The organism is Sphaerisporangium sp. NPDC049457 (assembly GCF_055586705.1).
In genome coordinates, this window is record NZ_JBVJHR010000003.1 from 358835 (window position 1) to 372934 (window position 14100).

Sequence of the window (14100 nt, forward strand, 5' to 3'; positions counted from 1 at the left end):
CCCCACCCAGGTCATGCGAGGTCGTCAGGTCTGCGCGCCGGAGAAGCATCCGGTCGGGCAGCTCACGGTGCCGATCGTGCCGAGGGCGCCGCCCGCGGACGATTCCAGGCTCTCCAGGTCGATGGCTTGGCCGGGCTGGGCGGGCAGATCGGGCGGGGGCAGCTCCCCCGGCCAGTCGACGCCCGCGTCCGCCAGCGCGGCGCGCGGGTCCCGCTCGAACTCCCGCCTGATCGACTCATCCGACCAGGCGCGTGCGACGAATCGGGCGAGCTGGGTCCGCAGCTCGGGGGTCAGAATGGCATCTTCCGGCATCGGTCACCTCGTTGGTGAGCCCCGGAGGTCACGGACACGCTGGTCCGTGCTTCCGGGCGGGTCGGGCGCTCGGCGCTTCCGGGGTTTGTCGGCGGGGCTGCCGCCTACGGAGACCACATTTCGCCATCAGCGGCAAATCCCGCCAGAAACAACTAACACCGACATATCGTGATGTTCATCACTTGCGGTAATTCGGCTTTCCTGATGGGATCCGCTGCTCCCGATGCGCGAACCCTCGCATCTCTCTTTGCGCCTCGCGGGCCATGTCGAGCATGCGGCCCAGCTCCCCCTTGACGGCGTCGGACTCGCTGTCCACCCCGGCGAGGACCCTGCGGCCCTGCCCGGCGATGGCGTCCAGCCGGCTGCCGAGGATGCCCTCCAGCTCGCGCACCGCACGCGCCCGCTGCGCGGCCACCTCCACCGCCACGAGTTCGGCCCTGGTCGCGTAGAGGAGTCGCGCCGTCTCGGCGAAGTGCGTCAGCCCGGCGAGCGGGATGGCCGCCACCGAAACCGAAAGCGTCCATGACAGGCCTCCGGCCAGGTCGTCTCCCAGCGACATCGATTTGAACGTCTCGGCTGTCGCCACCAGCAGGAACACCGGCAGGTTGTAGAACCTCGGGAGCAGTCCCAGCGCCATCGCGGCGAGGAAGACGGCCGAGGCGGCCCACCACTCCCCCAGCAACGGCAAGGGCAGATAGACCAGGAGCGCCATCACCGCGACCGACCACCGGTGCCAGGGCCCGCGCGGGCCGGTACAGCCGGCCGCGATGTAGAGGGCCACGACCGCCGTCGCCAGGACGACACCGGGGACCTGCCAGGAGCGCGCGTCCTCGATGTAGTGCACGAACGTGGGGCTCATCAGGTAGAGGGCGAACGCCACGATCGCGGCGCGGCCGAGCCGCACCTCCAGCGGCGCGCGAACGGCCACCCTTGATCCGGAAAACCCTGTCTGGGTCACAAACGGATCATGGCAACCCATTCCGGCGAAGGCAACGCATCACCGGACGCTTTTCCCTTAACGCTTTCGCATGACCACAAAAGCGCCCCCTCCGGCGCCAGGCACGCTGTGACGCCCGAAGGCGCCAAACCACCGTGACACCCCGAAGGCGTCAGGGCATGGCCATGACACCCGAAGGCGTCAGGCCCGCCGTGACATCCGGCGGCGGCGGGCCGGCCGGATGCCACGGCGGAGGATGTGGGAAACCGCTCAGGCCTGGGCTTCCATGCCGCAGCCGTAAGTGGAGGCGGTGCCGAGGCAGCCGCCGACGCTGCTGATCGAGCTGACCGAGCCGAAGCAGCCCTCGGCCGGGGCCTCCGAGCCGGCGGCGACCTCCAGTTCCTCGATGCTGAACTCGCCGGCGGGCTTGGGAGGCAGCGGGGGGGTGGCCACGCCGTCGGGGTAGGCGATGCCGTACTCGGCCAGCATCAGCCGGGGCTCGCGGCCGTAACGGCTCTTGACCTCGTTCTCCGACCACGCGGCGGCGATCAGCCGGGCGAACTTCTTGCGGTCCTCGTCACCGAGAATGTAAAGGCTTTCGGCCATCGGGCCACTCTCCTTCCATCCCGGCCGTGCGGCCGGGATCCGACGGGAGTGGCAGCGGGCATCTGGACTGCTCGCTGCCCCTTCGTTGCAGCTCCAGACTCGCCCGCGACGCCGTTCGGCGGTAGAAACAACTAACACGAACCGCCCGTGACAACTATCACCAACACCCCACGCGGGGCCTCAGAGCCGCCCCGCGCCCGTCCCCCGTGATTCACCGAGCCAGGCGAGCGTGAACTCCCCGTCGTGACGTGCGCCGTCCACGAAGGCCCGCCACTCGTCCGGGGTGAACCTCACCTGCGGCCCTCCGGCGTCGTCCCGGACGACCACCCGCCCTCCGTCGAAGGAGACGAGCACCCCGTCCCTGCCCTGTACGGGTTCGCCGAGCCGGTCGAGGTCGACGTCGCCGCCCCGAACCCGGCTGAGGAACGCGAGCCACCGCTCCCCCACGACCCCGACCACCGGCCGATCCACCGACAGGTCATTGGAGTTCCGCACCCACACCGTCATCCCGTCGAAGCGAGCCTCCACACAGTTGCTCTGCGCACCGCTGCGAGAGCTCTTACGCCAGACGCCGTCCAACCGTCGACCCTCCCGGCATTCTGTGCACCTTCGGCGTGAAGTGCACCACTTAGAGAGTATCCGCCAGTTCTGCAAGGAAGGAGACCGTCTCCTCGGGGCTGAGGGCGAGTTCGCACAGAAGCTCGTAGGCGCGTAGATACTGCATGACATCGTGCTCATCCTCGATGTACATATCGGTGTTCATCGCCTCGATATGCGCGACGTCGAGCTGCGGCAGATTCAGGACGGTGAATGCGCCGGACATGCCGGGATGCGGGCGGTCCATGAACGGGAGAACCTGCACGGTGACGCTGGGCCAGGCCGCGCATTCACACAGATGCTCGAGTTGCTCCCTGAACGTTTCCGCACCTCCGATGGGATGCCGGAGAGCCGCCTCGCTGATCAGTGCCCGCAGCACGACCGGCTCGTGCCGGGTGAGCACCGCTTTTCGCGTCATGCGGACCGCGACGAACTCCTCAAGCTCGGTCTCACCGCTCAGCCCTCGCATGGCCGCCACGAAGACACGGGCATATGCCTCGGTCTGCAGCAGCCCGGGAATCAGGTACGTCTCATAGGTACGGATCTCGGTGGCCGTGGCCTCAAGGCGGATCAGGTCCACATACGAGGGCGCCAGCGCGTCGCTGTGCTCCACCCACCAGCCACGCCGCTCCTGCTGGATCTCGGCCGCCACGACCATCAGCTTCTCCCGGACGGCGGGATCGGTGACCGCATACGCGTCCAGAATGGGCGGTATATCACGTGGCGGAATCCCGACGAGGCCGTTCTCTATGCGGCTGAGGGAACCGGTCGAACGCTTGCACTTGTCCGCAGCCACAGCGAGAGACGGAATCCCGGCCTGCAACCGAAGTTCCGCGAGCTTTCCTCCCAGCCAGCGTTGCCGAAGTGACGGCACATCCATCCTTCATGTCCCCCTTTTTCACCAATTGATCGCATCGACCAGTCCAGCGAGCGTTTCTTGAGTGGAAGATTTTCACTGAAGCAACTTGCGAAGCAGAAGCCGCAGGCTCACTATAGAGTCACCAGGCGATCACGGACAGCGATTGACCGAAAGCATGCCGCAACAATGGCCCTAATGGGCCGTTACCGCGGCAACTCCTGGCGATCGCCCGGCGGGCTCAAAGAGAACGTCGTGGGGTGAGACCGCGAATCCTCCGCCATTTACCGCGACATCCACACCAAATGGGACACAGCACCGAAGGGACATATCGTGATCGCAACACGTCCGCGGCGAATTGCGTCGATGGTCGGCCAACTCGCCAGGCGCCTCCAACCGAACGCGGAGCGGTTCGGAGGGCGGGACAGTAGCGGAGTTCTGGCGGCTACCTGGCCGGTGTCTCCGCTGGACTCTGTGGACTCTCCCACGTTCAGCCAGCCGTTCTCGGCCGTGCCCTCCGAGGTGAAGGCCGCCCGCGCCTTCGTCACCGCGCTGCTCGGGCCGGAGCATCCCTGCCACGACGACGCGATCCTGCTCACCAGCGAACTGGCCGGCAACGTCATCCGGCACGCCCTGCACGGCGAGTTCGCCGTCTCCGTCGCCCTGGTACCGGGCGGAGTGCGGATCACCGTGGGCGACCGGGGTTCGGCCACGATCCCGCGCCCGCGCACCCCCGGAGACGACGACATGTCAGGACGGGGACTGGCCATGGTCGACGCGCTCGCCACCCGCTGGGGCTTCCAGCGCACCACCGGCAACACCAGCGTCTGGTTCCATCTCGCCGACCCCACCCGCGCCGACGCCTGATCGCGGGCCGGCCCCCGCTCGGCCAAAGGTCGTCCTGCCGTCCTGCTGGATCGAGGTCGAGACCGACGCATCGAGCGAGAACTCCCGCACCCGTCTCCCTCGATAGCCGTCCGCGCCTATTGTCTTACCCAGAGTGAACGCGGGGAGGGCGGGCGTCATGGGCATCGTGGCACTTGACGAGGAGCGGCTGGCCCGTGATCTTTACGCCGCGGCGAGCCGGGGCACCAGCCCCGCCGAGGTCGGCGCCGAGATCTCCCGGGTGATAGCGCCCGTCGTGGCGCACGACGCGCTGAGCCTGGTGGGCGCCGACCCGACGGCCGAGGCCGGCCGCGGCTGCTTCAGCTTCTGGCATCAGTACGAGCCCGGCCTCGTCGGTGCGCTCGTCATGCACCACTACCTGGGCGGCGCCCCGTCCCGGCCGGCGACCTGCGCCGGGTCGCGACACCTGGCCGAGGTCGCGGGAACGGTCGGTGACGGGCCACCCGACCGGTGCACGCGGGAACTGCTCGCCGCGCACGGAGCGAGTTCCGAGCTCCGTCTGGCGCTGCGTGACAGGCGTGGCGCCTGGGGGTCTCTGGCGCTGTTGCGCTCCGAGGGCGCCGCGCCGTTCGACCGCGACGACGCTCAGCGAGTGGCCCGGCTCGGGACGGCACTGATCGCCACTCTGCGCCGCTACGTGACGACAGGGCCGCTCTGCCCGGTGTCTCCGGCACTCGCGGCCGGTGTCATCATCGTCGGCCCCGACCACGAGATCAAGACGGTCAGTCCGCAGGCCCGTGCCTGGCTTGAGCAGATGTCCGCGCACGACCGATTCGCCATGCCGTCCTGGGTCCCGAGCACGTTCGTCGTCGCGCTTTCCCTCGCCACCCGCGCGCATGCGCGCCGCCACCAGGCCCTGACGTCCCTGGTGTGCGTGCCGCCGGTTGTGGGCGGCCGCTGGGTCGCCTTCCAAGGCCAGTCACTGGACGCGGAGGGCACCGGCGACGTGGCCCTCGTCATCCAGGCGGCCGCGGGTGATCTCGTCCTGCCCTCCTTCTGCGAGTGGCACGGCATCACCATGCGCGAACGCCACGTCATCGAGCAGCTTCGCGGCGGGGCCACCTCCAAACAGATCGCCCGCCGTCTCGGACTGTCCGTCCACACGGTGAACGACCACCTCAAGGCGGCGTGCCGCAAGGCGGGGGCCGACGGGCGCGATGAGCTGATCGCCGCGATATCGCACTGACGCCCGTCGCGGCCGATGCGTCGGGCTTCCCGACTCCCTCCGTCAGCTCGCGGCCAGGATGAAGCCTCCATCGACGGTGAGCGCGGTGCCTGTGACGAAACCGTTCTCCATCAGGTACAGGTTCGTCGCGGCGATCTGATGCGCTTCGCCGACCGCCTTGGTCAGCGTTCGTTCCGTCAACGCGGAGACCATCGCGTCAAGTTGCGGCTGTGGAACGCCGTCCCACATCGGCGTGCGGATCGCGCCGGGCCGAACCGTGTTGACGCGGATCGGAGCCAGATCGACGGCCAGGCCACGGGCCAGGCCCTCGATCGCGGCGACAGAGCCGGCCGCGAGCGCCGCGCCGGGCCTCGGGCGAACGCCGATGATCCCGGAGGTCAGCACGATCGAACCGCCCGGCCTGATGCGAGGCGCCGCGTGCTTGACCGCGGCGATCACGCCCCAGAAGCGGACGTCGAACAGGCGCCGGGCCTCATCGAGCGGCAGGTCCGCCAACGGCCGCTGATCCGGCGCGTCACCCGCGGTGTACACGAGGTGGTCCAGCGTGCCGACACGTTCGAACAGGGCGGCGACGTCCGCCTCGTCGCGCGCGTCGGTGACGAACCCGTCGCAGGTGGCCGGCAGTTCGGCCAGGGCCGCTTCCAGGCGCTCCCTGTTGCTGGACGCGATCGTGACGGACGCGCCCGCGGCCGCCGCCGCTTGGGCTGTCGCCAGCCCCATGCCCGAACTGCCGCCGATGATGACGATGCGCTGGCCGGCCAGAGACATGATCCATCCTTCGGTAATGGAGCCGTTGTGATGACTCAGTGAGTCATCACCGTATCAGTGATAGCTCACTGAGTCATCACTGATACGATCACGACATGCCGCGGTGGGACCCGAGAGCCAAGGACCGGCTTCGCGCTGCCGCACTGGAGCTGTTCGTCGAACACGGATACGAGAACGTCACCGTCACGCAGATCACCGAGCGGGCCGGGCTGACCCGCCGCACGTTCTCCCGCTACTTCACCGACAAGCGCGACGTGCTGTTCGCCGGATCGGAGCAGCTCCCCGGCGCCGTGTCCGACGCCGTCCGGCGCGCCGACGCCACGCTCCCGCCTTTCCAGGCACTGCTCACCGCCCTGGCCGACACCGGCGAACTGTTCACCGACCTGGTTCCGCACGCCGCGCAACGACGCACGGTCATCGCGTCCAGCGCCGAACTACGGGAACGCGAGCGAACCAAGCTGGCGACCGTCACCGAAGCTTTGACAGAAGCACTGCGGGAACGAGGTGTCGCCGCCTCGAGCGCGAAGCTGCTCGCGCAGGTCGGCATCGCCGTCTTCCAGACCGCGTTCGAGCGGTGGGCCGACCAGCCCGAACACGCGGACTTCGCAGCGCGCGTCCGCGAGGCCGCGACCGAGCTCGCCGCCGGCCTGGACCGTGCCGCCGAACCCGCCGCGATGCCCGCGATGCCGGACAGCCCCTAGCCTCCCGCACATCCGCAAGGCGCTCGTCGCACCGGACGACCCCAATTCCGCATATGGGGGGAAGGAGCCGAAAGTCCATTCCATCCGCGGCGGAGGGGAGACCGGAGTATGGAGATCCGAACCCAGCGACCTCGGCACGGGGACCGAAGTGCGGTTCGGCGTGACGCCCGCCGGCTACGTCGGCCGCCATCGCCGTCCTCCTTGGCGGTGAGCCGCACGAGCACCTCGGCGAGGTGGTGTCCGTGCAGTGAGCGTGTCGCGGCCGCGTCAAGTGGCGGTGCGCGTGGCATCAGCGCGATCCGCCTCGGGTGCGGCGGCGACCTCCCGCGCCCGGTTCCCGCTCGCCGGCCCGTCCCCGTCCGCGCCGGCGCCTGACCGCGACAGGACGGTCTGCGCGGCCTGGATGGCGCGGGCCAGCAGGTACGCGCGCCCGGCGACGACGGGGCCGAGAACGGCGAGGACCAGGACATAACCGGCGACGAACGGGGCCAGGCGGCCGTCGAGTCCCGCGCCGGAGGCCATGGCGGCCAAGATCAGCGCGAACTCCCCCCTCGCCAGGAGCGTGGTGGCGATGTCCGCGGCAGGTTCGGAGCCGTACCGGTACACGCGGGCGACGAGCAGTCCCGCGGCCACGTTCATCACGATGGTCAGCCCCGCCGCGGCGGCGACCGGCGCGGCGACGGACGCGATGTCGCCGGGGTCGATGGCCAGCCCGAAGGCGAAGAAGAAGATCGCCGCGAAGGCGTCGCGCAGCGGATGCACCAGCTCGCGGATCCGCGGACCGGAGGGGGTGCCCGCCAGGATCAGGCCGGCCATGAAGGCGCCGATGGCGTCGGCGACCCCGAGGACCTCCGACACGCCCGCGACCAGGACTGAGACGCCGAGGAAGCTGATCACCAGCAGTTCGTTGTCGCGAACCGCGATAAGGCGCCCGACCAGCCGGGTGCCGTAGCGGGCCGCGGCGGCGAGCACGAGCAGGAAGGCGAACGCCTTGCCCGCCTGCAGGAGCGTCTCCTGGATGCCCTCGGCGGCGCTGATGACGGGCTGCAGGGCGGCGAGATACAGCGCGAGGAAGATGTCCTCGACCACGATGACGCCGAGGATCAGGCGTGTCTCCGGGCGGGCGATGCGGCCCAGGTCGATGAGGATCTTGGTGACGATCGCGGAGGAGGAGATGCCCAGGACACCGGCGAGCACCAGGGCCTCCCGCACGCCCCAGCCCAGGGCGAACCCGAACCCCAGGCCCGCGCCGACATTCAGCAGCAGATAGATGCCGCCCGCGGCCAGCAGGCGGCTGCCGCCGCTCTTGAGGTCGTCGAGGTGGAACTCCAGGCCCAGGTAGAACAGCAGCAGCACCAGGCCGAGCGCCGCAAGCATCTCGAAGTCGTGTGCGTCCTCGACCAGGACCAGGCCCGGAGTGTGCGGGCCGAGCAGAATGCCGGCGAGCATGAACAGCGGAATGGTCGGCAGGCCGATCCGCCTGCCGAGGCGGGCGAGGAAGGCGGCGGCCAGGAAGGCGCCGCCCATGGCGAGCAGGGTGTCAGCATGTCCCACGGGTCACCACCTTCAGCGGCACGCAAGTGCCAGATCGCTGTGTCTTACGAGGGTGGATACGTCCTCCTCTTTCGGCGATGGTCTGTCCGACTGTCCATGGCCCCGTCCGATGCGGCGATGGCGGCGGGCGATGTCAGTGCCGGTGAGGGCGGCGCCCGGACGAGGACGCGAGCAGGTGCGCCGCCCCCCCTGCCGCGACCAGGCCTGCCGCGAGGAGCAGACCGTCCGGGAGTAACAGGCTCAGCACCAGCAAGGTCGATGAGACCGCCAGCAGCCCCAAAGCGGGTCCGCGCCGACGCACCCGCGCCCGGCACGGCCCCGCCGCCCCCGGACCGCCGGAGACACCCGAAAGGCTCTCGGCCACCCGCTCTTCGAGGTCGTGCGGTCTTCTCTCCTTCAGGTGCGCCATGGATCCTCCTCCCCCGAGCCGGCGGTCACGGCGTCCCTGACAGGGTCACATGCCGCGTAGGGGTCCCACCATCGGGGCCGGCACCCATTTCCGCAGGTGGGCGACCCCCATCTTGTCGGCCGACCTGTGGGTGCCGCCCCGATGCGCCCGAAGGCACGTCGCCGTCGAGATGACCGTCACAGCCGTCGGATCCCTCGGCGGCGGTCAAGGGGTATGGGCGTAGAGGCTGCGGTGGAGGCGGTAGTCATAGTGGAGGAGAAGGCCACGGGGGGAGGTGGCGGGGGATGTCGTTGTTCTGGCGGATCTTCCTGCTCAATGCCGTGGTGCTGATCGCGGCCACGGCGCTGCTGCTCGGGCCGGTGACCGTCTCCACCCCTGTCCTGCTCACCGAGGCCGCCGTCGTGACCGCGGGGCTGGCGGCCATGCTCGTCGCCAACGGCATGCTGCTGCGCGTCGGTCTCGCTCCGCTGCAACGGGTCACGCGCGCCATGACCACCACCGACCTGCTGCGCCCCGGGCAGCGGCCGACCGTGGGCGGGCGCGGCGAGGTCGCCGAGCTGATCACGACGTTCAACGCCATGCTCGACCGCCTGGAGGCCGAACGCGCCTCCAGCGCCGCCCGCGCCCTGTCCGCGCAGGAGGCCGAGCGCCACCGCATCGGCCAGGAACTCCACGACGAGATCGGCCAGACCCTCACCGCCGTCCTGCTGGAGCTCAAACGGGTCGCCGGCCACGCGCCGCCCGCCGTGCGCGGCGAACTGCTCCAGGTCCAGGAGACCACTCGCGCCAGCCTGGAGGAGATCCGCCGCATCGCCCGCCGCCTGCGCCCCGGCGTCCTTGCGGAACTCGGGCTGACGAGCGCGCTCAAAGCCCTCACCGGCGAGTTCACCGGCCCCGCGATGTCCGTCCGCCACCGCATCGGCGCCGACCTGCCGCCGCTGGACCACGACACCGAACTCGTCCTCTATCGCGTCGCCCAGGAGGGCCTGACCAACGCGGCCCGTCACTCCGGCGCCCGGCACGTCGACCTCGCCCTTCAGCGGGTTCCCGGCGGCGTGGAACTGCGGGTGCGCGACGACGGCCGCGGCGTCGGCGGGGCGCCCGAAGGCGCGGGCATCCGGGGCATGCGCGAACGCGCCCTGCTCATCGGCGCCGACCTGGCCGTCGGCCCCGCGCCCGGCGGCGGCACCGACGTACGCCTGACCGTCCCCTCCGGCCACCGGAGCGTCTGACCATGTCCGAGGCGACGCCCACCCGCATCCTGCTCGCGGACGACCACCAGCTGGTCCGCCGCGGAGTGCGGCTCATCCTGGACGCCGAGCCCGACCTGACCGTGGTCGCCGAGGCGGGCGACGGCGCCGAGGCCCTCGAAGCCGCCCGCACCCACCATCCGGACCTGGCCATCCTAGACATCGCCATGCCGCGCATGACCGGCTTGCAGGCCGCTCGTGAGCTCTCGCGCACCCAGCCGGGGGTGCGCATCCTGATGCTGACGATGTACGACAACGAGCAGTACTTCTTCAAGGCGCTCGCGGCGGGCGCCTCCGGGTACGTCCTGAAGTCCGTCGCCGACCGCGACCTGATCGAGGCCTGCCGCGCCACCATGCGCGGCGAGCCCTTCCTCTACCCCGGCGCCGTCAACGCTCTCATCCGCGACCATCTCAACCGCGCCCGGGACGGCGAGGACATCCCCGAGCGGGCCATCACCAACCGTGAGGAGGAGATCCTCAAACTCGTCGCCGAGGGACACAGCTCACAACAGATCGCCGACATGCTCGTCATCAGCGTGAAGACGGTCGAGCGCCACCGCGCCAACCTGCTGCAGAAGCTCGGCCTGAAGGACCGGCTGGAACTGACCCGCTACGCGATCCGCGTAGGACTGATCGAACCCTAGCCGCCTCCATCCCACCCCGTCCGAACAGAGCGCGGTCTTCTCACCGTGACGCGTCACCGGAGGTTCCGCGCCTGTACATGATCGACGATGGTCTTCGCGCACACCAGGGACTCGGTCCGCGTGGTGTCCACTTCCAGGTCGTAGACCACGCCTTGGTGGACGATCTCCGCCTGGATCGCGGCCATTCCCCGGACGCGGTCCGGCCGCGCCCTCTCGCGCTCCGCGGCGATCGCGCTGTCGCACCTGACGCCGACCCACAGGACGTCCAGCCCGTCGAGGACCCGCCGCCACCGCTGCTGGGACCCCGCTCCGCCGAGGAAGACATCGTCGATGACGACCCCGGCGCCCGCGCGGACCATCGCGGCGACCCCTTCCATCCACGCCGCCTGCAACATCATGAACTCCGGCCCGACGCTCACCCCGCCGTCCGCGGCGAACTCGATTCCCGCGTCCGACGCCCGCATGGACCGGGGCATCGCGTCGATGAGCGAGTCGACCCCCAGGGTGAGCCATGGCCGTGGCAGGAGGGCCTGCAACTGCCGGGCGATCTCGGACTTACCCGCACTGGATCCGCCGTTAAGCACGATCACCTGAGTTGTCACGGCGTCCACGGTAATGCCCGCGGTCCCGCCGATGTGATCGCCCGCTGACGCGGCCTCGTGGACGCGGCCTCGTGGACGTGGATCGTCAGCGCGGGGTGCGACCGAGGTAGCGGAGGAGGTCGTCGGCGACGGGGGTGGCGGAGGGACCGCCGGCGGCCTCGACCACCGGAGCGTAGGCGCCCCACTGGCGCAGCGGTTCGACGATCTCCCGCGCGGCGGTGAGAAGGTGGCCGGCGAGCCGGTCGTCGAGCGGGGACGGCTGACCCGTGGCGACCGCGATGTCCCACGCGTGCACGGCGGCGTCGAGCGCGCACATCACCGCGGCGACCGGGGTGGGCAGATCACCGTGCGGCAGCGGCGTCGCGACGGTCTCGGTGTCCTCGGCCACCGTCGCCCACGCCGCGGCGGTCTGCTCGACGGCGTCCTTCACCAGCCCCGCCGCGGTGCCGTCGACGGCTCCGGACGGCGAGAAGGGGTCATAAGCCGGACCGGTGCCGATGCCGAGCATCTTGGCGTAGGCGAGTTGGTCGCCCGCCGCGTGCTGGATCACCTGAGTGACCGTCCACTCCGAGCACGGGGTGGCGTTGTCCCACTGACCGTCCCGCACACCCGCGACGCTGTTCTCCAGCGCCCGGTAGGAGGCGGCCAGCACCTCACGCCAGACCGGCCGCAGGGAGGTGACGGTGGCGGTGGTGATCGTGTTCATGGAGTCGCCTTTCGATCTCTTCGTTGCCTGTGAGATCAATCTATGGGCCTATTAGGCTACTTTCCTGCCTAATAACCGCTCGGGATGAGAAGAGATCGATGGCTCCGACGACGACTCGAGTGCTGCGCCTGCTGTCCCTGCTCCAAGACCGGTCCTACACCGGCCGCGAACTCGCCGAGCGCCTCGGCGTCACCGAACGCACGCTGCGGCAGGACATCCAGCGCCTGCGCGAACTCGGCTATCCGGTGCACGCCGCGCGCGGCGCGGTGGGCGGATACCGGCTCGGACAGGGCGCGAACATGCCCCCGCTGCTGCTCGACGACGACGAGGCGGTGGCCGTGGCGCTGGCCGTCGGCCTGGCCGAGGACGGCTCCACCGGGATCAGGGACATCGACGCCAGCCTCGCCCGGGCGCTCGCCAAGCTTCAGCGGATCCTTCCCAGACGCCTGCAGCGCAAGGTGACCGCCCTGCGGTCGGCCACCGCGGTCGGGCCCGCCACGGTCGGCTCCCGCGAGCCGGACGCCCCGGTGCCCGCCGCGACCCTCACCGTCGTCGCGGGCGCGATCCGCGACGGCGCGACCCTGCTGGCGGCGCGGGACGGAACCGAGACCGAGGTGGAGCCCTACCGCCTGATCAGCTGGCGTCGCCGCTGGTTCCTGGTCGCCTACGACCTCGGCGCGCACGCCTGGCGGGCACTGCCCGTCGCCGACCTGACGAGCGTCCGGCCGGCGTCGCGCCGATTCGCGCCCCGTTCCCTGCCCGACGACGACCTGGTCGCCTTCGTGCTGCGCGAAGTCGCGCAGACCGGCTGGAAGGTGCACGCCCGCGTCACCGTCCTCGCCCCCGCCGAGACCGTGATCGCCCGCATCAATCCCGCCGTCGGCATCGTCGAGGCCGTCGACTCCCACACCAGTGTCCTGGTCACCGGCGCCGACGCCCTGGAGACCATCGCCATCTACCTCAGCATGCTGATGATGGACTTCCGCGTCGACGGCCCGCCCGAACTGGTCGCCCACATCCGCACCCTCGCCCGCCGCTACACCGAAGCCCTCGGCGGACAGACCCGGCCGGCCCGCCCGCCGATCCTCCGGTCAGGGCCCATGCCGCCATCATCGTGATCGTGGCGAACACCGCCATGGCCGGCGGGCGGTTCCGGCGGGGTGGCGCCGGGCGAATGCCGGTTTCACCGGTGAGAACGCTCTCTCGACCCTGGTCCGTAAAGTGGCGGCATGGAGCTGGCCGAGATCTGGAAATATCCTGTTAAGGAAGTTCCAGGGCAGGCGGTTGATTCGACGCTCGTGGAACCGTGGGGGCTGGCCGGGGACCGCCGCTGGGCCGTCGTGGACGAGCGCGGGGAAGTCCACTGGCTCGGCGACAACCCCCGGCTGCTGTCCGTCGTCGCCAGTGTCACCGACGATGATGGGCTGCTGCTCGACGCGCCGGGACTGCCCCGGCTGAAGGTCCCTCCGGCCACCGGAGCGAGAGTTCCGGTGACCTTCATCGAAGTGGACGCCGTCGTGCTCGCCGACCCCGGCGCGCACGACTGGTTCACCCGGCTGCTCGGCAAACCCGCCCGCCTCGTCTGGCTGGACGATCCCAGCCGCTGCGCCCTCTCGGCGTCCCACGGCGGCCTGCCCGGGGAGGTCGTCGGTTTCGCCAGGGACGCTCCCGTCCTGCTCACCTCCCGCTCCTCACTGCGCCGCCTGGACGACTGGATCGCGGAGAGGGCCCTGGAGGAGCTGGACGAGCCGCCCGTCCCGCTGAACATGGCCAGATTCCGCCCCAACCTCGTGATCGACGGCGCGCCCCCGTACGCCGAGGACGACTGGCGCGAGATCCGTATCGGCCCGCTCGCCTTCCGCGTCTCGGAACACTGCGACCGCTGCGCCACCACCACCTACGACCCGGTCACTCACCAGAAGGGCAAGGAACCCATGCGCACCCTCGCCCGCCACCGCCGCTGGGCCGGCAAGACGTGGTTCGGCATCCGCCTGGTCCCCCGGGAGCGAGGCGAACTACGACTCGGCGACGCGGTCACCGTCCTGGCCTGAACCGGCCGCGCGTGT

At 70.3% G+C, this 14100-nt stretch carries 17 protein-coding genes; 7 read left to right on the forward strand and 10 right to left on the reverse strand.

All coding sequences use genetic code 11. The features are described 5' to 3' along the window. Positions 1-24: 24 nt before the first annotated feature. The 5 genes from ACZ6QO_RS07560 to ACZ6QO_RS07580 all read right to left on the reverse strand — a co-directional run bounded on the left by ACZ6QO_RS07560 (position 25) and on the right by ACZ6QO_RS07580 (position 3332). Positions 25-312, reverse strand: coding sequence for a hypothetical protein (locus ACZ6QO_RS07560; protein WP_465848607.1), 288 nt, complete (start codon positions 310-312; stop codon positions 25-27). Between the two features lie 178 nt (positions 313-490). Next, complete coding sequence (locus ACZ6QO_RS07565; protein ID WP_465848608.1) at positions 491-1240, reverse strand: sensor histidine kinase; 750 nt, start codon at positions 1238-1240, stop codon at positions 491-493. A gap of 279 nt (positions 1241-1519) precedes the next feature. Then, complete coding sequence (locus ACZ6QO_RS07570; protein ID WP_465848609.1) at positions 1520-1855, reverse strand: hypothetical protein; 336 nt, start codon at positions 1853-1855, stop codon at positions 1520-1522. Between the two features lie 180 nt (positions 1856-2035). Beyond that, complete coding sequence (locus ACZ6QO_RS07575; protein WP_465848610.1) at positions 2036-2593, reverse strand: DUF397 domain-containing protein; 558 nt, start codon at positions 2591-2593, stop codon at positions 2036-2038. Beyond that, positions 2484-3332 carry a helix-turn-helix domain-containing protein gene (locus ACZ6QO_RS07580; RefSeq protein WP_465848612.1) on the reverse strand — a complete coding sequence of 283 codons (849 nt, stop codon included), beginning with the start codon at positions 3330-3332 and terminating at the stop codon, positions 2484-2486. Before ACZ6QO_RS07580 ends, ACZ6QO_RS07575 begins: the two co-directional genes overlap by 110 nt. 450 nt (positions 3333-3782) lie before the next feature. On the opposite strand from ACZ6QO_RS07580, the gene ACZ6QO_RS07585 reads away from it, so the two are divergent. Further along, positions 3783-4175 carry an ATP-binding protein gene (locus ACZ6QO_RS07585; RefSeq protein WP_465848613.1) on the forward strand — a complete coding sequence of 131 codons (393 nt, stop codon included), beginning with the start codon at positions 3783-3785 and terminating at the stop codon, positions 4173-4175. A gap of 157 nt (positions 4176-4332) precedes the next feature. Then, positions 4333-5400 (forward strand): helix-turn-helix transcriptional regulator, encoded by a 1068-nt coding sequence (locus ACZ6QO_RS07590; RefSeq protein WP_465848615.1) that lies wholly within the window; start codon positions 4333-4335, stop codon positions 5398-5400. A 42-nt stretch (positions 5401-5442) separates the two neighbouring features. Here ACZ6QO_RS07590 and ACZ6QO_RS07595 read toward each other — a convergent pair whose 3' ends face one another. Then, a complete protein-coding gene (locus ACZ6QO_RS07595) occupies positions 5443-6168 on the reverse strand; it encodes an SDR family oxidoreductase (protein ID WP_465848617.1) in 726 nt (241 codons plus the stop codon). A gap of 95 nt (positions 6169-6263) precedes the next feature. Between ACZ6QO_RS07595 and ACZ6QO_RS07600 the strand changes: the two genes are divergently transcribed. Further along, on the forward strand, positions 6264-6869 hold the full coding sequence (locus ACZ6QO_RS07600; RefSeq protein WP_465848619.1) for a TetR family transcriptional regulator: 606 nt from the start codon (positions 6264-6266) through the stop codon (positions 6867-6869). 267 nt (positions 6870-7136) lie between these two features. Here ACZ6QO_RS07600 and ACZ6QO_RS07605 read toward each other — a convergent pair whose 3' ends face one another. Both ACZ6QO_RS07605 and ACZ6QO_RS07610 read right to left on the reverse strand, forming a co-directional pair. Beyond that, positions 7137-8423: a cation:proton antiporter gene (locus ACZ6QO_RS07605; protein WP_465848621.1), complete on the reverse strand. Its 1287-nt coding sequence runs from the start codon at positions 8421-8423 to the stop codon at positions 7137-7139. A 133-nt stretch (positions 8424-8556) separates the two neighbouring features. Then, the gene (locus ACZ6QO_RS07610) at positions 8557-8832 is read right to left on the reverse strand and encodes a hypothetical protein (RefSeq protein WP_465848623.1); all 276 of its coding nucleotides are present in this window, start codon (positions 8830-8832) and stop codon (positions 8557-8559) included. Between the two features lie 284 nt (positions 8833-9116). On the opposite strand from ACZ6QO_RS07610, the gene ACZ6QO_RS07615 reads away from it, so the two are divergent. Together ACZ6QO_RS07615 and ACZ6QO_RS07620 are read left to right on the forward strand one after the other, a co-directional pair. Further along, on the forward strand, positions 9117-10064 hold the full coding sequence (locus ACZ6QO_RS07615; protein ID WP_465848624.1) for a HAMP domain-containing sensor histidine kinase: 948 nt from the start codon (positions 9117-9119) through the stop codon (positions 10062-10064). Between the two features lie 2 nt (positions 10065-10066). After that, a complete protein-coding gene (locus ACZ6QO_RS07620; protein ID WP_465848626.1) occupies positions 10067-10726 on the forward strand; it encodes a response regulator in 660 nt (219 codons plus the stop codon). 53 nt (positions 10727-10779) lie between these two features. Here ACZ6QO_RS07620 and cpt read toward each other — a convergent pair whose 3' ends face one another. Together cpt and ACZ6QO_RS07630 are read right to left on the reverse strand one after the other, a co-directional pair. After that, positions 10780-11328 carry a chloramphenicol phosphotransferase CPT gene (gene cpt / locus ACZ6QO_RS07625; protein WP_465848627.1) on the reverse strand — a complete coding sequence of 183 codons (549 nt, stop codon included), beginning with the start codon at positions 11326-11328 and terminating at the stop codon, positions 10780-10782. 85 nt (positions 11329-11413) lie between these two features. Further along, on the reverse strand, positions 11414-12034 hold the full coding sequence (locus ACZ6QO_RS07630; RefSeq protein WP_465848629.1) for a TIGR03086 family metal-binding protein: 621 nt from the start codon (positions 12032-12034) through the stop codon (positions 11414-11416). A 98-nt stretch (positions 12035-12132) separates the two neighbouring features. Between ACZ6QO_RS07630 and ACZ6QO_RS07635 the strand changes: the two genes are divergently transcribed. Together ACZ6QO_RS07635 and ACZ6QO_RS07640 are read left to right on the forward strand one after the other, a co-directional pair. Continuing rightward, the gene (locus tag ACZ6QO_RS07635) at positions 12133-13152 is read left to right on the forward strand and encodes a helix-turn-helix transcriptional regulator (RefSeq protein ID WP_465848631.1); all 1020 of its coding nucleotides are present in this window, start codon (positions 12133-12135) and stop codon (positions 13150-13152) included. Positions 13153-13263: 111 nt separating this feature from the next. Then, a complete protein-coding gene (locus tag ACZ6QO_RS07640; RefSeq protein ID WP_465848633.1) occupies positions 13264-14085 on the forward strand; it encodes an MOSC domain-containing protein in 822 nt (273 codons plus the stop codon). Positions 14086-14100 lie beyond the last annotated feature (15 nt).